Consider the following 20,626-nt stretch of genomic DNA (forward strand, 5'->3'; position numbering starts at 1 on the left):
CTGTCGTCCGGTGAAATCCGGTTCGCCGGGGCTTACGTCGAAAAGGGAACTTCATGGGCATGAGAATCGGGGTGGATATCGGTGGCTCGTTCGCCGATTTTGCCGTGTTGAACGATGAAACCGGCGAGCTGAACACGCTGAAGGTCTTTTCGCGGCCTGACAGTCCGGGCAGCGAAGTGCTGCGTGGGATGGAGCAACTTGCCGAGCGCTATGGCATCGCGCCGCGCGACGTCGATTACTTCACGCATGGCACGACGGTCGGCGTGAACGCGGTCGTGCAGCGCAAGGGCCTGCGTCTCGGTCTGATCACGACGCGCCACTTCGAGGACGTGCTCGACCTCGCGCGCCTCAAAGGCCCGGACATGTACAACCTGCTGTCGAAGCGGCCGGCGCCGCTGGTGCCGCGCGAGCGCGTGTTCGGCGTGGTCGAACGGTTGACGGCGCAAGGTGCTGTCGAAACGCCAGTCGACGAAGCGAGCGTGCTCGAAGCTGCCGCGAATCTGCAACGGGCCGGCTGTGAAGGCGTCGTCGTGTCGCTGTTGCATTCGTACCGCAATCCGGCGCACGAGCACGAAGTGAAAGCGATTATCGAACGCGCGCTGCCGGGCTTCTTCGTGTCGTGTTCCAGCGACGTGTGGCCGATCATCCGCGAATATGAACGCACTTCGACGGCGGTGATCGGCGGCTATGTGCAGCCGAAGGTCTCGCACTATCTCAGCTCGTTACAACGCGCGCTGATCGAAACCGGCATCACCGCCGACATGAAAGTGACCAAGTCGAACGGCGGTGTGATGAGCGCGGAAGCGGGCAAGACCAACTGCGTGCAGATGATCCTGTCGGGTACCGCGTCGGGTGTGATCGGCGCCGCCTATGTCGCGCGACAAAGCGGACTGAAACAGTGCATGAGCCTCGACATCGGCGGCACCACCGCCGACGTCGCGTTGATCGTCGACGGCGAGCCGCAATATGCGAGCGGCGAATACATCGGCGATTTCCAGATTCATATTCCCTCGGTCTCGGTGTCGTCGATTGGTGATGGCGGCGGCTCGATTGCCTGGGTCGACGAATTCGGCGTGCTCAAGGTCGGCCCGGAAAGCGCGGGCTCGAATCCCGGCCCGGTCTGCTACGGACGCGGCGGCACGCGAGCAACGATCACCGACGCGTTTGTCGTGCTCGGTGTGATCGGCAACGCGAGCCTTGGCTACAACTCGGTGCAGGTCGATCATGACGCGGCGCATCGCGCGGTCGAGGTACTCGCCAACCGGCTCGGCAGCAGCGTCTACAAGACCGCCGAGGCGATCGTCAATGTCGCGGTGTCGGGCATGTACGCGGGCGTGAGCCGGATCGTGTCGCGTTTCGGCATCGATCCACGCACCTTTTCTCTGCTGCCGTTTGGCGGCGCGGGTCCGATGCTCGCATGCTACTTCGCCCGCGCGATCGGGATGCAGGAGATCGTCGTGCCGACCGCGCCAGGCGTGCTGAGCGCGCTGGGCGGGCTGATCGCGGACACCCGCAACGACTTCGTCAAGACGACCTATTACGACCTCGATACGGCCTCGATTGCCCGTCTTGCTGACGACGTACGCGGGCTCGAAACGTCCGCCCGTGACTGGATGAGCGGCCAGACCGGCGATGGCAGCGCGGCGCGCATCGTCGTATCGGCGGAGATGCGTTACAAGGGCCAGTCGTTCGAAATCGACACGCCGCTCGATATCGATTGGCTCACTGGCCAGGATCTCGGCGCGGTGCATGAAGCGTTTCATTGCGAGCACGAGCGGCTATACGGTCATCGCGACGCTGCGGCCCGAGTCCAGGTGGTCGCGCTGCGTCTCGTGATCACCGCCGCGACGCCCAAGCCGAAGCTGCAACCCGTCGAATCGAGCGACCGGCCGCCGACGCCGTCGGGCACGATCCGCGTCTTCATGGACGACGCGTTCCACGATGCCGCGCTGTATCACCGCGCTGACCTGAAGGCCGGTCAGCAGATCGACGGGCCTGCGGTGATCGCCCAGGACGATTGCACGACGAGCGTGCTGCCGGGTTATCGCGGCCGCGTCGATGGATACGGCAATCTGGTCTTCACGGTCGTCAACTGATTTCGGACGGAGCATCGCAATGCAATTCGACAAGGCAGTGCTGCAGATTTTCGCCAACTATTGTGTGGCCGCAGCCGAAAGCATGGCGTACACGCTGGTGCGTACTGCGCACTCGACGTTCGTCAAGGAAACCGAGGATTTCTCCTGCGCGATCATGACGCCGGAAGGCCTCACGTTCGCGTCGCCGAAGACACTCGGCGCGACGTGGTATGTCGGTCTCGACTACAGCCCGGTGATCGCGATGATCGATCACTACGAGCCGGGCGACATCTGCATGACCAACGATTCGTATAGCGGCTTCGTCGCCACGCACACGCCCGACATCCTGATCTGGAAGCCGGTGTATTACGGCGGCGAGATCGTCTGTTTCGTCGGCGGACATATTCACAACACGGATATGGGCGGCGCGGTGCCCGCGTCGCTGTCGCGCACGCTGACGGAAATCGAACAGGAAGGGATTCGCTTTCCACCGTGCAAGATCGTGCGCGCGGGTGTGTTCGACGATTCGATCGTAAAGATCATGGCGGCGAACGTGCGCGTGCCGGATCAGAACATTGGCGATCTGCAGGCGCAACTGGCGTCGCTGCATACCGGCGAGCGGCGCGTGCTGGAGATCATCGAACGTTTTGGAATCGACGGTTTCAAGGCGGGCATGGGTGCGCTGCTCGACTATTCCGAAGAGCAGGCGCGCACGATTTTGCGTGGCATTCCGGACGGCGACTATTTCTTCGCCGAGTACGCCGACGAAGATTCGGTGCGCGGCAAGCCGATGCGCGTCGCGCTCACGGTGCGGATCAAGGGCGGCTCGGTGGAGATGGATTACACCGGCAGCGATCCGCAACTGCAGTCGTCGCTCAACATTCCGACTGGCGGGCGGGAGCGCCATGCGCTCGCACTGGTCGGGTTCGTCTATGTGCTCTACACGCTCAACCCCGACATCCTGCTCAACACGGGCATGCTGCGTGTTGCACGCTGCATCCTGCCGGAAGGTACGGTGGTCAACGCGACCAAACCCGCAGCGGTCGGCATGCGCAGCCTGACGTGCAAGCTGCTGCATCTGCTGACATTCGGTGCGTTTTCGCAGGCCGTGCCTGACCGGCTCGCGGCATGTCCGGCCGGCGGTCTGTCAATTCTCAGCGTGAAGACGCTCGACCGTCAGGGCGCGACCGTGATGGCGTCGATCGGACCTATCGGCGGCGGCGCGGGCGGTAGTCCGTCGGATGATGGGGAAGACGGCTCGGGTGCCAACAACGCGTTCCTGCGCAATACGCCGGTCGAAATCAACGAAACCGAGGTGCCGATCCGCATCACCCGCTATGGCGTGGCGCCCGGTTCGGGTGGCGCGGGCCAGTATCGCGGCGGCCAGGGCCTCGTGATGGAATTCAAGGTGTTCTCGCCGAATACGCTCGTGACCGCGCGTAATCGCGATCGCACGCGTTTCGCGTCGTGGGGCGTTCGCGGCGGGCACGCCGGCGGCAATGCGCGCTTCACGCGCAATCCGGATACGCCGAAAGCGGAAGAGCTGGATAACAACGATCTGGTCGTCTGCATGCCGGGCGACGTGATCCGTCTCGTCGGCGCGGGCGCGGGCGGCTATGGACGGCCGATCGATCGCGATCCGCAGAAGGTACGCGAGGACGTGTTGCGGGGCTATGTGAGCATCGACGAAGCACGCGAGGTCTACGGCGTCGCACTCGACGGCGACACGCTGGATAGTGCACGCACGCAACAGTTGCGCGACGATGCACGGGCTCGGATCGGTGCATCGGTACCGCCTGCATTCTCGTTCGGCCCGTATCGCGATGCGTTCGAAGCGAAGTGGACTCGCGAACGCTATGCCGCATTGACGGTGATCCTGGCGGGCGTGCCGGTGCAGTGGCGCTACTTCATCAAGCATCGGCTGTTCGAGGCGCTCGATAACCGGATTGCGTCCGATCCGCATCTCGCGCAAGAGCGCGGCGGCGAGGTTGTGCAGGCGATGTTCGCGGAGCTGCGCCGCGAGTATCCGCAGTTGAATGCGCTGTGAGCGCGGCGCGACACGACGCGGCACCGCATCGTACGACACGGCGCGGTGAACCCCGCACGGTCGATTCGCAGCGCGGCATGCGGCGCTGTCGACACGCGCCCACCCTGTGACATCCCTTCTTCCTAACTGGAGCGGACAAGATGGATAGCTTCGACCCCAACCGAGTCAGCGTGCGCAGCGCGCATTTCATCGGCGGACAGTATGTCGAAGGCGAGGGCGCGCTCGATGTCGCACGGCCGTCCGACGGCGTCTTCTATGCGGCATTGCCAGTCGCCGATGCAGCGGTGGTGGATCGCGCCGTGGAAGACGCATGGCGCGCGTTCAAAACCAGCGACTGGACGCGCCGTGCGCCACGCGAGCGGGCCCGCGTCATGCGCCGCTGGGCTGAACTGATCGAAGCCGATGTGGCGGCCCTCGCGCCGCTCGAAGCGCTCGGCTCGACGCGTCCGGTCGCCGACGCGGCGCGCTGGGACATCCCCTTCACCGCTGAAGGCATCCGCTTCTACAGCGAATTTGCCGACCGGGTCGGCGGCGAGGTGGCCGCGACCCGCCCCGATCACCTCGGCATGACGATCGCCGAACCCTATGGCGTCATCGCTGCGATTTCGCCGTGGAATTTCCCACTTGTGATGGCCTCGTGGAAGATCGCACCGGCGCTCGCCGCGGGTAACGCAGTCGTGCTCAAACCCTCGGAACTGACGCCGTTTTCGGTGCTGCGTCTAGCCGAACTCGCGATCGAAGCGGGTATTCCGCCGGGCATCTTCAATGTCGTGCAAGGCGATGGCCGCACGACGGGCGACGCGCTGTGCCGTCATCCGAAGATTTCGAAAGTCACATTCACCGGGTCGACGCAGACTGGCGCGGCGATCATGGCGGCTTGCGCGCAGAGCGGCACCAAGCCGGTCACGCTGGAGTTGGGCGGCAAGAGTCCGCAACTCGTGTTCGCCGACGCGCCGGATCTTGACCGGGTAGCACGCCGGGTCGCAGCCGCGATTGCCGGTAACGCCGGACAGGTGTGTGTGGCCGGCTCGCGATTGATGGTCGAACGCAGCGCGGCGCCTCGCCTGATCGACGGCATCGCGAGTGCGTTCGCCGCGCTGAAGCCGGGCAAAACCTGGTCGCCGGGCACCACGTTGCCGCCGATCATCTCGGCACCGCAACTGCAACGCATCGACGGCATCGTGCGCCGTACACTCGATAGCGGTGCGCAAGCGGCCGCGGGCGGCGCGCGGATCGAACTGGACGGCGACGGTGCGTTCTACGCGCCGACTATCCTGACCGGCGTGACTCCGGCGTCCGAAGCGGTGCGCGAAGAGATTTTCGGGCCGGTGCTGACTGTGCAGACCTTCGATGACGACGACGAAGCGCTCGCGCTGGCCGCGCATGAAAAGTACGGTCTCGCAGCGGGCGTGCACACCGCCGATCTGAGCCGTGCGCTGCGGATGATGCGCGGCATCGAGGCCGGTACGGTGTGGATCAACCGCTATGGACGCACAGCTGACTTCGTGATTCCGACCGGCGGCTACAAGCAGTCGGGCATCGGCAAGGATCTGGGACGCCAGGCATTCGAGGCGAATCTGCGCTTCAAGAGCGTGTTGATCGACCTGACGGACGGTGCCTGACACCAGGCGCCCGGTCGCGCCCGGTCCTTCTTGCCGCGTACTCTGAAGCGGCTGAAAGATGGCTGCGTGTCGACGCGGCCATTTCGCATTTGCGCGGGCGATACGAGCCCAACTGACGGCCTGACAAGCCACTCGGGACTGCGCAAAAGCCACGCAAAACCCTGCCGCATAGTGTGCTGAACGGGGCGCGAAAAACGGTGGATTCTGTGCTGCTGAACCGCCAATACACGGTAACTCGGCTTTTTTGAGGTGATTTAATGTTTCTTAGCAAGCGAGGCCGCGAACGATTCTCTCCCGCGCCGCGCTACGGGCGCGCGCTGTTTAACGGCGGCGCGTCGCTGGTTTTCGTTTCGTTGACGCGGTTTCAGATCGCGTTCGCTTTCGGTTCTGACTTGATCTTCGCTGACCACAGGGACTAGACATGACCCGCTTCAAACCCAAATACATCACGTTCGACTGCTACGGCACGCTCACTCGCTTTCGTATGGGCGACCTCGCGCGCGACATTTTCGCCGACCGCGTTCCGGCTGATCAGATGGAGCAGTTCGTCAAGGATTTCTCGGCGTACCGCCTCGATGAAGTGCTCGGTGCGTGGAAGCCGTACCAGGACGTGGTGAAGAACGCCGTGCGCCGTACGCTCAAGCGCTGGAATATCGAGTACATCGACGCCGAAGCGCAGAAGTTCTACGACGCCGTCCCGACCTGGGGTCCGCACCCGGACGTCCCGGAAGGCCTCGCCAAGGTGGCGAAGGAAATTCCGCTGGTGATTCTGTCGAACGCCATGAACGAGCAGATCCAGAGCAACGTGGACAAGCTCGGTGCGCCGTTCCACAAGGTCTTTACTGCGCAGATGGCGCAGGCGTACAAGCCGCGCATGCAGGCGTTCGAATATATGCTCGACAATCTCGGCTGCGGTCCCGAGGACATCCTGCATGTGTCGTCGAGCCTGCGTTACGACCTGATGACGGCCCATGATATGGGGATCAGGAACAAGGTGTTCGTGTCACGCGGCCACGAACCGTCAACACCGTTCTACGGCTATACGGAAATCAAGGACATCGGCGGTCTTCCAGGTGTGGTCGGTCTGTAAGCGCGCGTGCTGTCATGCCGTGAACGCCGGCGGTTTAACCTGAACTTCGCTGAAGGGATTGGATGAAACTCGAATCGTACTGGCTGGACACGCGTCCGGCCTTCCGCGGCGGCCGCGAAGGGCCGGTGGAGGGTCATGCCGAGGTGGTCGTGATCGGCGGCGGCTTCACCGGTTTGTCGGCGGCGCTCGAACTCGCGTCGCGCGGCGTCCAGGTGACGGTGCTCGAAGCCGCGCAGATCGCCGGCGAAGCGTCGGGACGAAACGGCGGCCAGTGCAACACCGGACTGGCGCACGACTACGCGTCGCTGGCGGCGAAGATCGGTGCAACCCAGGCGAAGGCGTTCTATCGCGCGTATGAAAGCGCCGTGGCGACGGTCGATTCGATCGTCACCGCGCATCAGATCGATTGTGATTTCGTCCGTACGGGCAAGCTCAAGCTGGCCGCCAAGCCCGAGCATTTCGCCAAGCTGGAGAAGACCTATGAAGTCCTGCTGCGCGAAGTCGACCAGGATATCGCACTGATTCCGCGTGAAAGCCTGCGCGACGAAGTCGGCTCGGATGGTTTTTTTGGCGGGCTGTTGCAGCGTAACGGCGCGCAGATGCATATGGGCAAGTTCGGCGTCGGGCTGGCCCAGGCCGCGGTACGGCACGGCGCGCGGATCTTCGAACAGGCGCCCGTCACGCAGATGAAGCGGCTCGACGGCGAGCGCTATGAAATCACCTGTGCGCGCGGCACGATCCGCGCGGATCGCGTGCTGGTCGCAACCGGCGCGTCGCAGATCGGGCCGTTCCAGTGGTTCCGGCGGCGTATCGCGCCAGTGGGCAGCTTCATCGTCGTGACCGAACCGTTGCCGCCCGAGCAACTGAACCGGCTATTCCCCACGCGCCGCGCCTATGTGACGTCGCGTCAGATCGGCAACTACTTTCGCGTGACGCCCGATAACCGGCTGCTGTTCGGCGGCCGCGCCCGCTTCGCGATGTCGAGCCCCAGCTCCGACGAAAAAAGCGGGCAGATTCTGCGCGCCGGGCTGTCGGCTTATTTCCCCGAACTGGCGAATGTGCGGCTCGACTACTGCTGGGGCGGTCTCGTCGACATTACCGCTGACCGTCTGCCGCGCGCGGGCCAGCATGAAGGTCTCTTTTATTCGATGGGTTACAGCGGCCATGGCGTGCAGATGTCGGTACACATGGGCCGCGTGATGGCCGACGTGCTGTACGGCGCGGCGGCTGGCAATCCCTGGCGCGATCTCGAATGGCCGGCTATTCCCGGTCACTTCGGTCACGCGTGGTTTCTGCCGTTAGTCGGCGCGTATTACCGATTGCAGGACATCCTGCATTGATGGCCATGCCGCCACTGAACGGCATTCACGCTCTGCGTCGCGGCGTCGGCGCGCAATTGGAGTCACGCGCATGAAGTCCAGATTCGTCCGGCTCGCTGAAACCACGCGCGCCACCGTCTCGTTTCGGATCGACGGCGAAATGGTCGACGGTCTCGAAGGCGACACGCTGCTGGTGGCGATGCTGTGCAACACCGGTCACGTGCGGCAGTCCGAGTTTGGTCCGGAAGTGCGCGCGGGTTTTTGCATGATGGGCGCGTGCCAGGACTGCTGGGTCTGGACCGCCGATGGCCAACGCCTTCGCGCCTGCACGACGGTGGTCAGCGAGGAACTCGATATCGTCACCCGTCAACCGGAGCTGCAATGGCCCAACCTCGTGTAATCGTCGTCGGTGCAGGACCGGCCGGGATTCGCTGCGCGCAAGCGCTGGTCGCGGCGGGGCTGCGTCCCCTTGTGATCGACGAAAGCCGGCGTGATGGCGGGCAGATTTATCGCCGGCAGCCTGAGCAGTTTTCGCGGCCCTATACAAAGCTCTATGGCACCGAAGCCGCAAGTGCGCAGAATCTGCACGACAGTTTCGAACGGTTGGGTGCGCAGATCGACTACGCGCCACAGACGCTTGCGTGGAACGTATCAGGCGGCAGGCTCTACACGGCACGCGACAGTGTCGCCAACCATCATGCGTTCGACGCGCTGATTCTGTGCCCCGGTGCAACTGATCGGCTGATGCCGGTCAAGGGCTGGCAGTTTGCCGGTACCTACAGCCTCGGCGCATCGCAGATCGCGCTGAAGGCGCAAGCCTGTTCGATCGGCAGCAACGTGGTGTTCATGGGCTCCGGGCCGTTGCTGTATCTGGTCGCGAACCAGTACGTGCAGGCGGGCGCGAAGGTGGCCGCGGTGCTCGACACGTCGCCGTCGAGCAAGCGTCTGCGCGCGTTGCCCAAGCTGCTCGCGCGGCCCGACGTGCTGCGCAAGGGCGCGGCGCTCGTGTCGTCGCTGAAAAAGAGCGGTGTGAAGATCGAGCAGGGTGTCGAGCCGCTTGAGATTCACGGCGACGCTGAGCGCGGCGTCGAATCGGTCAGCTACCGCGACAAGCGTGGCGCGCACCAGCGTATTTCATGCGATGCCGTCGCGATGGGTTATCACCTGCGCCCTGAGACGCAGCTGGCGGACCTCGCTGGTTGTGAGTTCGCGTTCGATGCGTCGACGCGTCAATGGTTGCCGCAACTCGACCGGATGGGCCGCAGCTCGGTTGAGCGCGTTTATCTGGCTGGGGACGGCGTGCGCGTGCTCGGCGCCGATGGCGCGGAGATCGCCGGAAAACTCGCGGCGCTGGCCGTATTGCAAGACCTTGGACATTCCGTCGATGCTTCGCTGGTTGCTTCGCTCGCGCGTGAGCGCTCGAAGATGGACCGCTTTCGCGCCGGACTTGCCGAAGCATTTCCGTGGCCGGCGCAACAGGCCGCCCGCTTGGCCGACGACACCATAGTGTGCCGTTGCGAAGGAATTAGCGCAGGCGAATTGCGCCGCGTGATCCGCGAGGAAGGCGCGCGCGAAGCGAATCGCGCGAAGGCGTTCAGCCGGGTCGGCATGGGACGCTGCCAAGGCCGCTATTGCGGCCACGCGGCGGCCGAGGTGATCGCCGATGCGGCGGGCGTGCCGCTTGAGCAGGTCGGCCGCTTGCGCGGGCAGGCGCCGGTCAAGCCGTTCGCGATGTCGACCGTTGCTGGTTGGCAACCCGCGGCCGCCACGCCGGCCGCAGCACCGTCGAGTGCAACCAGCACGGTGGAGGAAGAATGAAACGGACCGATACAGATGTCGTGATCGTCGGGGGCGGGTTCATGGGTGTCGCCTCGGCGTTCTTTCTGCGCCAGCGCGGCCGCTCGGTCATTTTGCTGGAACGCGGCCTGGTCGGTCAGCAGGCGAGTGGCGTCAACTTCGGCAACGTACGCCGGCAGGGCCGCTATCTGCCGCAGTTGCCGCTGGCGAACCGCTCGCGCGACATCTGGGGAAAACTGCCGGAGTTGATCGGTCACGATGCCGAGTATCTTCCGACCGGACATATTCGCGTGTGCTATCGGCAGGAACAGGACGATGCGTTCGAGGTGTATGCGCGTGAAGCTGCGCAATATGGGCTCAAGCTCGATCTGTACCGTGGCGCCGCAATGCGCGCGAAGTTTCCGTTTCTGGGTCCCGAGGTACGGGCAGCATCGCACGCACCGATCGACGGACACGCGAATCCTCGTCTTGCGGCGCCGGCTTTTGGACGCGCAGCGGTGAGAGCCGGTGCGCAGATCGAAGAAAACACCGAGATCGCCACCGTCGAGAAAGACGGCGACACGTTCCGCGCGACCAGCACGGATGGCCGTGTGTTCTGCGCGCCGAACCTGGTGATCACTGCTGGCGCATGGGGCAGCCGGCTGAGTGAACAGTTCGGCGAAGCTGTCCCGATCGCGATTCATGGCCCGCAGATGGCGGTCACCGAACCGGTGCCGTATGGCCTCACGCCCGTTGTCGGGGTGTCGTCGCCGCATCTCGAAGAGATCGTGTATTTTCGCCAGGTGAAGCGCGGCAACATCGTGATCGGCGGATGCGCGCGGGGTCCGGCCTATCTCGACGAGCGTCGTGCGAAGGTTCTGCCGGAAAGCACTCTGCTGCAGGTGTGCCAGGCGGCGCGCGTCGCGCCGGCGCTGTCGCGCCTGAACATCATTCGCGTGTGGAGCGGCGTCGAAGGCTACATGCCGGACGACCGTCCGATCATGGGACGCAGCGGCAAAGTGGATGGCCTGTATTACGCATTCGGTTTCTGCGGACACGGCTTTCAGCTCGGTCCGGGCGTCGGCGACGTGATGGCCGAACTGATCGACACCGGGGCGACCAGTACGCCCATCGAGCCTTTCGCGATCGAGCGCTTCGCCGTCCAGGCGAACGCTGCGCCGATCGCCGCGTAGCGGAGAAAATCGTGGCGAAAATGCTCATGTATGCCGCAGGCGAACGTCCGGTTGCCGAACCGATAGCGGGGTCGCGCTCGGTTGCACGAGCGGTGGCGTTCATCGAAGCGTCGTTTGCGCAGCCGGTCAGTCTTGCGATGCTCGCCGCAACGGCGGGATTGAGCGTGTCACGGTTTGCGACGCTGTTTCGTCAGGAAGTCGGCATCTCGCCGCATCGCTATGTGTGTCTCGTGCGCGTGCGGCACGCGCAGGCGCTGCTGCGCAATGGTGTGCCGCCATCGGTGGTGGCGACCGAAGTGGGCTTCTTCGATCAGAGCCATCTTGGCCGTCACTTCCGGCGCACCGTTGGTGTGACGCCGGGAGATTATGTGGCGCGGCCTTCGCTGGTTTCCTGCTAAGCGTCCCGCAGCGGCCGCGATTCTTTTTTTCTTCCAGTTGTGCGGGATGCCGTACGTCGGCCTGCGGGCCTCGCCGTCGTCGCCGCAGCAATTCATGCTGAAAAGCATCGTCAAAACGATCGCTTGTGCTGGCGGGATGGCATCGAACGGAACACCCCCAATATTCTGTAATGTTGAAATTCAATCAAGACGAGCGCTTCTTGACCGGGCTGACCGGGGGACGCAGCGACGAGCAGGTTGGCTCTGGTTTTAACGCCGGCAGGCGTGTACGACAAGCTACAGCACTACCGACGCACATTCCTTCCCGAACGTTTCCAGGAGCACTCGTATGAACGACGACGATATCAAACAGGGTGGCGTCACTCGCCGCGACATGATGCGCATTCTGGCGGCTGGCGGCATGATGGCGAGCGGCGCGGGTGGACTGCTCGCCGGTGCGAACAGCGCGTTCGCGGCCGATGCGCCGAAGCGGGGCGGCAAGATTCGGGTCGCCTACGATTCGAGTTCGACCGCCGACACGCTCGATCCCGCAAAGGGTTCCGCAGGTCCCGACTACATCCGCTTCTTTCTCTTTTACAGCGGCCTCACGCAGCTCGACGAAAGCCTCACGCCGCAGATGAACCTCGCGCAATCGCTCGACAGCAGCGATGCGAAGACGTGGGTCCTCAAGCTGCGCAAGGGCGTGATGTTCACCGATGGCAAGGCGCTCGCACCGGCCGACGTCGTGTATTCGCTGCTGCGTCACAAGAACCCGGCGACGGGGTCGAAGGTCAAGTCAGTGGCCGACCAGTTCGCCGACGTCAAGGCGACCGGCCCCGACGAAGTGACGATCACGCTGAGCGTGCCGAATGCGGATTTGCCGGTGATTCTCGCCACGCCGCAGTTGGTGATTATCAAGGACGGCACGACCGATTTCACGACCGCCGTCGGCACGGGCCCCTACAAGGTGAAATCGTTCAAGCCTGGCGTGTCGACTATCGGCGTGCGCAACGACGGCTTCTGGAAGCCGGGAAAACCGTATCTCGACCAGGTGGAACTGATCGGTATCAGCGACAACGCTGCGCGTGTCAACGCGCTATTGTCGGGCGACGTGCATCTGATCAGCGCTGTCGATCCGCGAGCGACGCAACGGGTTGCATCGACGGCCGGCTATGCGATCAAGGAAACCAGGTCGGGGCTCTATACCGACCTCATCGTGCGGCGCGATAACACGCTGACCGGCAATCCGGATTTCGTGCTCGGCATGAAGTACCTGTTCGACCGCGAGCAGATCCGCACGGCGATTTTTCGCGGCTACGCGGTGATCGGCAACGATCAGCCGATTCCTCCCGGGCATCGTTACTTCAATGCCTCGCTGCCGCAGCGCCCGTACGATCTCGACAAGGCGAAGTTCTACCTGCAGAAGGCCGGTGCGGTCGGCACACCGATTCCGCCGATCTATGCGACCTCGGATGCCAATGGCTCGATCGAGATGGCGGTGCTGATGCAGCAGTCGGCGCAGAAGATCGGCGTGAATCTCACCGTGAACCGCGTGCCGGCCGATGGCTACTGGTCCAATCACTGGATGAAGCATCCGTTGGGATTCGGCAGCATCAACCCGCGGCCGAGCGCCGATGTGCTGTTCACACAGTTCTTCAAATCGGATGCGCCGTGGAATGAGTCGGGCTGGAACAATCCGAAGTTCGACCAACTGCTGATCGCTGCGCGTGCCGAAACCGACGACGCGAAGCGCAAACAGATGTACGGCGACATGCAGGAGATCGTCCACAAGGAAGGCGGCATCGGTATACCGTCGTTCATCAGTCTGCTCGACGGCTACGACAAGCGCGTCAAAGGTCTGGGCTCGATCCCGACCGGTGGATTGATGGGTTTCTGCTTCGGCGAATATGTGTGGTGGCAGGGATGACCGAGCAGGGCACAGCAGGAGACCGCTGTCAGCGGTCTTCTGCGGACTTTGTCGAGTCTCTTCGAGTTCGGGCGAGGTCTGCGTTATGCAAAGCCTCGCCAGCGTGCCGGTGATCAGGCGCCGCTCACGCTCTTTTGCTGACGAGTCCGGAAGTAGTGCTGGGCCAGCGTGATCCAGTACTGGACACCAGCCGGAATGATGTCGTCGTTGAAGTCGTACTTCGGGTTATGCAGACTCTGGGCTGTCGTGCCGGCGTTGGCATTGCCGATCAGCACATACGTGCCGGGACGCTCTTCCAGCATGAAGCCGAAATCTTCCGATGTCATGTTGGCCGGCACGTCGGCGTGCGTACGTTCATCGCCGAACGTCTCGCGAATGACCGCTTCGCATAGGGCGGTCTCCGCCCGCGTGTTGATGGTCGCCGGATAGTACTGGAAGAACGTGACCTCGGCCTGAGCGCCGTGAGCGGCGGCAAGCCCTTCGCACATCTGTCGGATGTCGCGCTGCAATTTCTGCTGCAACTCCGAGGACAACGTGCGTATCGTTCCGCGCAACTCGGCGCTGTCCGGGATGACGTTGTCGGTGTCGCCCGCGTGGATCATGCAGACGGAGATCACGGCGGGATCGACGGGGTCCTTGTGCCGCGCCGCGATGGTCTGACAGTGCAGCACCATCGAACAGGCTAGCGGGATAGGATCGAGGCCAAGATGCGGTTGTGCCGCGTGAGCGCCCTTGCCGGTAACCGTGATCCTGAAGCGCGAGCCGGCCGCCATGATCGGACCAACCCGCAAGCCGAAATGTCCGGCTGGCAACCCAGGCCAGTTGTGCATGCCGAATACCGCCTCGGTGGGATATTGCTCGAACAGCCCATCGTCGATCATCTTTCGCGCACCCGCGCCGCCTTCCTCTCCGGGCTGAAATACGAAATGAACGCTGCCAGGCAACTGCGGCATGCCCATCAGGATGCGCGCGGCGCCGAGCAACATCACCGTGTGACCGTCGTGCCCGCACGCGTGCATGATCCCGTGCGCACACGACGCGTGCGTGAAATCGTTGGCTTCGTGGATGGGCAACGCATCCATGTCCGCACGAAGCACGATGCCCCAAGCCGGATTCGCGCCCGGCAAGCTCGCCACGACGCCAGTTCCTCCCAGTCCGCGCGATACCGTATAACCGAGTTCCTCAAGCTCACGCGCGACGACGTCAGCCGTCCTGTGTTCTTCGAAGCGCAACTCGGGATGTGCGTGAAGGTCGCGTCGCAACTTTGCCCAATGCGGTTGATGCGCGGTTAGCGATGTCTCGGGAATATCCGCGGTTTCCAATCTCAGCACCTTTCGAAAACTGACAGCATCAAGTTGTCGACGTCACTGTGTGACGTCTTGCGGTCGTTTAATTGTAGTACCCGACGATCGACTTCACCTCCATGTACTCTTCCATTCCTTCGATCCCGTACTCGCGGCCGTTTCCGGATTGCTTGTATCCGCCGAACGGAGCCTGCGGGTCCCACGCCGGGTAGTTCAGATGCACCTGGCCTGACTCGATGCGTGCGGCGACCTGACGCATCAGCGTTTTGTCCGTGCCCTGGACATGCGCGCCAAGCCCGTACACGGTGTCGTTCGCGATGGTGATCGCTTCTTCCACCGTGTCATACGCAAGGATCGCAAGGACGGGCCCGAAGATCTCCTGCTGGGCAATCGGCATGTCCGTGCGTACATCGGAGAAGATTGTCGGGCGCGCATAGAAGCCCCGGCTCAGCGCGGTGGGTCTTCCTGGGCCGCCCACGATCAGCTTCGTGCCATCGTCCACGCCCGCTTCGATCATCTGCTGCACCCGGCCGAACTGTGCGCGATTCGCTAGGGGACCATGGGTCGTCGCCTCGGCGAACGGATCGCCGACAACCAGCTGTTTCGTCGCTGCCACGGCGAGTTCATCGACCTGGGCCATGACGCTGCGCGGGACGATCAGGCGCGTCGGCGCGCTGCATGACTGTCCCATGTTGCGAAACGCAGCCGCTACGCCGAGCGTGACCGCACGAGGCAGATCGGCATCAGGCAACACGATGTTGGGTGACTTGCCGCCGAGTTCCTGGGCAACGCGCTTGACCGTCGGCGCGGCCGCCTGGGCGACCAGCACGCCCGCTCGCGTCGAACCGGTGATCGACACCATATCGACCTGTGGATGGGAGGCGAGCGCCGTGCCCACTTCCGGGCCCGTGCCGTTCACGAGGTTGAACACGCCCGCAGGAATGCCCGCATCGGCGATGACCTCGGCAAACAGCAGGGCGCTCAACGGCGACAACTCGCTGGGCTTGAGGACGACGGTGCAGCCGGCGGCGAGCGCCGGCCCGACCTTCGCGGTGATCTGATAGATCGGCCAGTTCCACGGTGTGATGAGCGCGCACACGCCGATCGGCTCGCGGGCGATGGCGGTGGTGCCACGCTGGGCGACGAACGGGTAAGTCGCGAGGTTCTCGCGTGCGACGCGGATATGTTCGGCCGCGAGCGGCACATGGGCACTGCGCGCGTAGTTGATTGGCGCGCCCATTTCCATCGACAGGGCGAACGCGAACAGTTCGGCTCGTTCGAGGAAGAGGGCATGAACGCGCTCGAGCAGCGCGGCACGCTCGTTGGGCGCAGTCATCGACCAACTCGCGAACGCTTTGTGCGCGGCCTGCACGGCGCGGTCGACGTCGCTCGCGTCGCCTAACGGGATGTCGCAGAGCGTCTCTTCGGTGGAAGGGCAGACCACGGCGGCGCGTTCTGTGCCGACAGGCGCGATCCATTCGCCGTCGATAAAGAACCGGTCGAGATGGCCAGCCTGCATGAGATGAAGTACGGGTGATTTCATTGCGGCGTGTCCTTGCGTGGATACCGTGCGCTCGCGGCAGGCGAAAACGCACGGATAAAAGTCGAAACCGTTGTCAGAAGTCGGCGACCTTGCCCCACGCCGATCTGTCGAACCGGTCCGGACGATAAGGCTCGGGGTCGGCGATCGGCGTCACGCCGGTGACCATATCCGCCACGAGATGACCGCATCCCGGCCCGATGCCGAAGCCGTGGCCACTCAGGCCCGCAGCCAGCACGAAGCCGGGCAGCGACCGCGTTTCCCCGATAGCGGGGATGCCGTCCGGTGTCATGTCGATATAGCCGGCCCAGGAGGCGGCCACGCGTGCTTCGCCAATCACCGGACACAGATCGATGGCACGCCCGCGAATCTCGGTGAGGGTGGCTTCATCGACGCTCGGGTCCAGCACGCGCATCTTTTCCATCGGCGTCGGCTGATCGAGCCGCCAGCGGCTCATGCTTTCATGGCCCGACCGCACGCCTTCCAGACTGCCCGGGCTGAGGCTGCGCCAGCGACGCGCGAACATCGGCAGAAAGTCCTTGGCATAGCGGGCCTTTTGCAGCGTGGGGTCGAACTTCGCCAATCCGCTGATGGCGAGCGAATACGCTTCGTCGCCGCGTCGCGTGATGGTGATGTTCTTCGTGTGCAGCGCGTCCGGCAACGTGCCGCGTGGCAGTGAGACCGACATGACCGACGAGCGAATGGTCGCCTGAGGCAGGCGGATGCCGAGCTGCCGACAAAACGTCGAGGCCCATGCGCCGCCCGACAGGACCGCGATCTTCGTGCGGATCACGCCGTGCTCGGTCACGACGCCGCTGACCCTGCCACCCTCGGTTTCGATTCCACGTGCCGCGCAGTTCTGATGAACCGTGCCGCCCAGCTTGATGACGCTGCGTGCCACAGCCGGAGCGGCGTTGGCCGGGTCGGCCGTGCCATCGGTCGGTGCGAACACGCCGCCTTTCCACTTGCGCCCGGTGGCAGCAGCCCGCGCGTTGGCCTGTTTGCTGCCGAGCACTTCGGTCCTGACGCCGGCCGTGCGGGCGAATTCGCACCAGCGCGTCCATCCGCCGAGTTCGTCGTCGTCATTGCTCAGATACAGCAGACCGCTGCGGCGAAAGCCGGCGGATTCCCCGGATTCGTCTTCGAACTGCTGCCACAGTCGCAGGCTTTCGGTCGCAATCGGCAATTCGCGCGCATCACGGTTCTGTTGCCGGCACCAGCCCCAGTTCCGGCTGGATTGCTCGCCGCCTACCATGCCCTTTTCGATCAGCGCGACTTTCACGCCGCGCTTCGCGAGAAACCATGCTGTGAATACGCCGACAATGCCCGCGCCTATCACGACGACGTCGGCGCTACCGGGTAGCGTCGGGGTGGTATCAATGCGGGTCAACGGTACGCGCATCTGTGAAAGCTCCTTCGTGAGTCGCGTGTCGGGTCAATCGTCTGTCGGCAAGTTTGCTTGTCGCAACGCCTAGAACATCGCCTGGCTAATCAGCCCATACAACCGGTAGACCGGATCGGGTGCGCCTCGATGCGCGACGGCGGGCGCGTTGCGGACCATCTTCACCGTGGTGTCGACGCATTTCGGTCCCTGCGCGACCAGCCAGTCAGCCAGACTCGCGCCGCAGGGCACGTCGATTCGAATGAATTGACCTTCGCGACCGTTCAGCCAATAGCCTATCAAGGCTTTCGCACGAAGATCGTCGCGCGAGCGCATCGCGACCACCGGACCGATAACCTGGCCTCTGCCAAAGCGTCGCAGAATCGAGAAGCCGATGATCTCGCTGTCACGTTCGAGCACCACGGTTTCGCCCTTTTCCAGCAACGCCGACACCATCGTTTTTCGTTCAAGGCCCGAAGCGCGCGTCGCGAGTTCGATGAGCGCAGGGGAATCGGTGATAGTCGCGGGCCGCAGCCGTTCATCGTCGGGCAGCGTGACAGGCAAAGTTTCGCCGACGTTTCCCTGATACTGGTCGAGCGAATCGCACACGTTGAAACCGAGCTTTTCATAGAGCGGACGACCTGCTGGTGTCGCGTGCAGGAACGTGATGCGTGGTCCCAACTCTTCGAGTACCAACTCCATCAGCTTGCGGCCAATGCCGCGTCCCTGATGTTCCGGCGACACGATCACGAGACCGAGCGAGCCGCGGTCCGTGCCGTATTTCCAGCACAACGCCGTGCCAATCACCACGCTGTTTTCTGCAGCGACAAATCCGGTTCCCTGCTCGACGGCGAACTGCCAGTCTTCTGGACGGTGCGGCCAGTTGAATGTCATCGACAGAGCATGAGCCGTCGGAATGTCCGCCGGCGTGAAGTTTCGGTAGTGAAGCGCTTGCGTTGAAGGCGTAGCACTCACGACACAATCATCGTTCATTAGATTTCCTTGCCAATCCTGCGACGCTCGAAGTCGAACAGGCTCAACGGCGTCGTCGCTGAAGTGGCAGCGTATCCTCGTGCAGCACGTACCATCTGTGTCCTCGATTAATCCGTCGTGAGCCTGCCAGTGTCCAGATGCTTGCAGTCGGCTTCGAGGAGCCCGCGGATCTGCAAGATTTCACGGGCACTATGGGCCGACAGCGTCTCCATGTTACGTGGTCACTGTCACACTACGACGCTCGAAAAAAATTTCAAAAGAGTACGAAAACTGCGTTTGGCGCGTCTTGGGCAGCATTTTATGTGGCGTGCTCATCGAGCTGACTCGTTGGAGCGGCGAATCACCAGCCGTAGAGACGCGGCCAGGTTTCAAGCGTGCCGTCTGGCATCACGGCCTGATAGGCCGGATGTTGCGCGCCCGTCGCAAGGCTATCGAGCGCTCGGCGTTCGTTGCGCGCGAGATGGACCGCGGGCGCCATCCAGGGACGAGCGAACGCGACCCCAGTTGCGCCTGCTTCATAGGCTTCATCCGCCGATGGCGCGGCGGCGAAGCACTCGTCGAGGTCGTCGGTTTTGAACAGTGTCCACACCCGCGCAACGTGGATGACGCTCACCGATGTACCACGGTCGCTCACGTGCTGCCCGAAAAGACGTCTGGTCGATTCGATGGCGGATTCGACAGCACATAAAACGATTTTGCGCCTGCCTTGCTGCCGCGGCGGCCAACGCGGCAACTGCTCTCACAATGGGGATGGCCGAACTTGCAATTTCTTCGACCGCCGGCCCGAGCATAGCGCAAGTCAGAATGACGGCATCGGAGTGGGCCGCCAGATCCAGAACGCACTGGTTCGCTCTGGTTTGCCGTTGAGCGAAAAGTCGAGCCACACGGCGAAGCCACGTATCATCCTGTCGGCTGCCATGCCATCAAACATGGCGGCCATACATTCGCCGACAACACCGCTAACAGCCCGCGCCACCATGCCGAAGCCTACCGCCGCCGAGACGTTCGCCTCGCACATCCACGCCCGTTCTCTGCGCTATTTCGATGCGATCCGCCGCTGCGGCTCGATTCGCGAAGCGGCGCGGCAACTGCACGTCGCGTCGTCGGCGGTTAACCGGCAATTGCTGAAGCTCGAAGCGGAACTCGGCACGCCGCTGTTCGAGCGGCTCGCCTCGGGGCTCGCGCTGACCGCGGCCGGCGAAGTGTTCGCGCGGCACGTCATCACCGTGTTGCAGGATGCGCGCCGCTTCGAGAGCGAGATGGACGCGCTGCGCGGCATCCGGCGCGGCGAGATCGGCATCGTCACGGTCGAGGGGCTCAACTCCAGTTTTTTGCCGGACCTCGTCGAGCGGATGCTGGCGCGTTACCCGGCAATCCGCTTTCAGGTGCACACGGCGGGATCGGCGACTATCGCCCGGGCCATTCTCGACGGCGACGCGGACCTCGGCCTCGCGTTCTCGCTGCCGCGCACCGGCGACCTGCAACAGCTCGCGGTGGGACGTTTTCAGCTGGGCGCGATCGTCGCCGCCGATCATCCGCTCGCGAGCGAAACGAGCGTGACGTTCGCGCAGTGCGCGCGCTATCCGCTGATTCTCGGCAACGCGCAACTGTCGATCAGCGGCCTGCTTGAACCGCTGATCCGTCATTACGCGAAGCCGTTTCAGACGGTGCTCGAAAGCGATTCGATCGAGTTGATGCGGCGCATGGCGGCGCGCGGTCGCGGTGTGGGCTTCCAGACGCGGCTCGGTCTCGAACGCGATCTCGCCGATGGCACGCTGGCGCACATTCCGCTGCGCTCACCGCGTCCGCTGGTGTCGGAGCTGGGCGCCTACGCACGTGCCGGCCGCATGCTGACTCCTGCGCTGGACGCGTTCGTCCGGCTGCTCGCCGAAGCGCTCGCCGACCGCGAAGGCGGCGAGCCGGCCATGTAATGGCGCCGCTGATGCCGAAACGGCATCGGCATGGACGTTTTTCTGCGCTTT

Annotated in this window: 16 protein-coding genes; 11 read left to right on the forward strand and 5 right to left on the reverse strand. The window is 63.7% G+C overall.

Annotation, left to right across the window (positions count from 1 at the left end; translation table 11 throughout):
- Positions 1-53 precede the first annotated feature (53 nt).
- The 10 genes from HV770_RS19475 to HV770_RS19520 all read left to right on the forward strand — a co-directional run bounded on the left by HV770_RS19475 (position 54) and on the right by HV770_RS19520 (position 13,426).
- A complete protein-coding gene (locus HV770_RS19475; RefSeq protein ID WP_175162150.1) occupies positions 54-2,096 on the forward strand; it encodes a hydantoinase/oxoprolinase family protein in 2,043 nt (680 codons plus the stop codon).
- A 19-nt stretch (positions 2,097-2,115) separates the two neighbouring features.
- Positions 2,116-4,122, forward strand: a complete 2,007-nt coding sequence (locus HV770_RS19480) for a hydantoinase B/oxoprolinase family protein (protein ID WP_175162152.1) — start codon at positions 2,116-2,118, stop codon at positions 4,120-4,122.
- A gap of 140 nt (positions 4,123-4,262) precedes the next feature.
- Positions 4,263-5,744, forward strand: a complete 1,482-nt coding sequence (locus HV770_RS19485) for an aldehyde dehydrogenase family protein (RefSeq protein ID WP_175162154.1) — start codon at positions 4,263-4,265, stop codon at positions 5,742-5,744.
- Positions 5,745-6,165: 421 nt separating this feature from the next.
- Positions 6,166-6,834 carry a haloacid dehalogenase type II gene (locus HV770_RS19490; RefSeq protein ID WP_175162156.1) on the forward strand — a complete coding sequence of 223 codons (669 nt, stop codon included), beginning with the start codon at positions 6,166-6,168 and terminating at the stop codon, positions 6,832-6,834.
- A 62-nt stretch (positions 6,835-6,896) separates the two neighbouring features.
- Complete coding sequence (locus HV770_RS19495) at positions 6,897-8,174, forward strand: NAD(P)/FAD-dependent oxidoreductase (RefSeq protein WP_175162158.1); 1,278 nt, start codon at positions 6,897-6,899, stop codon at positions 8,172-8,174.
- Between the two features lie 70 nt (positions 8,175-8,244).
- Positions 8,245-8,553, forward strand: a complete 309-nt coding sequence (locus HV770_RS19500; RefSeq protein ID WP_175162160.1) for a (2Fe-2S)-binding protein — start codon at positions 8,245-8,247, stop codon at positions 8,551-8,553.
- Positions 8,535-9,971 (forward strand): FAD/NAD(P)-dependent oxidoreductase, encoded by a 1,437-nt coding sequence (locus HV770_RS19505; protein WP_175162162.1) that lies wholly within the window; start codon positions 8,535-8,537, stop codon positions 9,969-9,971. Before HV770_RS19500 ends, HV770_RS19505 begins: the two co-directional genes overlap by 19 nt.
- Positions 9,968-11,122: an NAD(P)/FAD-dependent oxidoreductase gene (locus HV770_RS19510; protein ID WP_175162164.1), complete on the forward strand. Its 1,155-nt coding sequence runs from the start codon at positions 9,968-9,970 to the stop codon at positions 11,120-11,122. The genes HV770_RS19505 and HV770_RS19510 overlap by 4 nt, the downstream gene beginning before the upstream one ends.
- Before the next feature lie 20 nt (positions 11,123-11,142).
- A complete protein-coding gene (locus HV770_RS19515; protein WP_246291041.1) occupies positions 11,143-11,520 on the forward strand; it encodes a helix-turn-helix domain-containing protein in 378 nt (125 codons plus the stop codon).
- 328 nt (positions 11,521-11,848) lie between these two features.
- Positions 11,849-13,426, forward strand: coding sequence for an ABC transporter substrate-binding protein (locus tag HV770_RS19520; RefSeq protein ID WP_175162166.1), 1,578 nt, complete (start codon positions 11,849-11,851; stop codon positions 13,424-13,426).
- Between the two features lie 113 nt (positions 13,427-13,539).
- On the opposite strand, the gene HV770_RS19525 is transcribed toward HV770_RS19520, so the two are convergent.
- The 5 genes from HV770_RS19525 to HV770_RS19545 all read right to left on the reverse strand — a co-directional run bounded on the left by HV770_RS19525 (position 13,540) and on the right by HV770_RS19545 (position 19,257).
- The gene (locus tag HV770_RS19525; protein WP_175162168.1) at positions 13,540-14,748 is read right to left on the reverse strand and encodes a M20 aminoacylase family protein; all 1,209 of its coding nucleotides are present in this window, start codon (positions 14,746-14,748) and stop codon (positions 13,540-13,542) included.
- A 67-nt stretch (positions 14,749-14,815) separates the two neighbouring features.
- Positions 14,816-16,273, reverse strand: coding sequence for an aldehyde dehydrogenase family protein (locus HV770_RS19530; RefSeq protein WP_175162170.1), 1,458 nt, complete (start codon positions 16,271-16,273; stop codon positions 14,816-14,818).
- Positions 16,274-16,346: 73 nt separating this feature from the next.
- Positions 16,347-17,672, reverse strand: a complete 1,326-nt coding sequence (locus HV770_RS19535; RefSeq protein ID WP_175162172.1) for an NAD(P)/FAD-dependent oxidoreductase — start codon at positions 17,670-17,672, stop codon at positions 16,347-16,349.
- A gap of 69 nt (positions 17,673-17,741) precedes the next feature.
- Positions 17,742-18,644, reverse strand: a complete 903-nt coding sequence (locus tag HV770_RS19540) for a GNAT family N-acetyltransferase (RefSeq protein ID WP_175162174.1) — start codon at positions 18,642-18,644, stop codon at positions 17,742-17,744.
- A 340-nt stretch (positions 18,645-18,984) separates the two neighbouring features.
- A complete protein-coding gene (locus tag HV770_RS19545; RefSeq protein WP_175161971.1) occupies positions 18,985-19,257 on the reverse strand; it encodes a hypothetical protein in 273 nt (90 codons plus the stop codon).
- Between the two features lie 364 nt (positions 19,258-19,621).
- On the opposite strand from HV770_RS19545, the gene HV770_RS19555 reads away from it, so the two are divergent.
- Positions 19,622-20,575, forward strand: coding sequence for a LysR family transcriptional regulator (locus tag HV770_RS19555; protein WP_175162179.1), 954 nt, complete (start codon positions 19,622-19,624; stop codon positions 20,573-20,575).
- Positions 20,576-20,626: the final 51 nt, after the last annotated feature.

Source organism: Paraburkholderia fynbosensis, from assembly GCF_902859935.1.
In the GTDB taxonomy this organism is placed as follows: Bacteria; Pseudomonadota; Gammaproteobacteria; order Burkholderiales; family Burkholderiaceae; genus Paraburkholderia; species Paraburkholderia fynbosensis.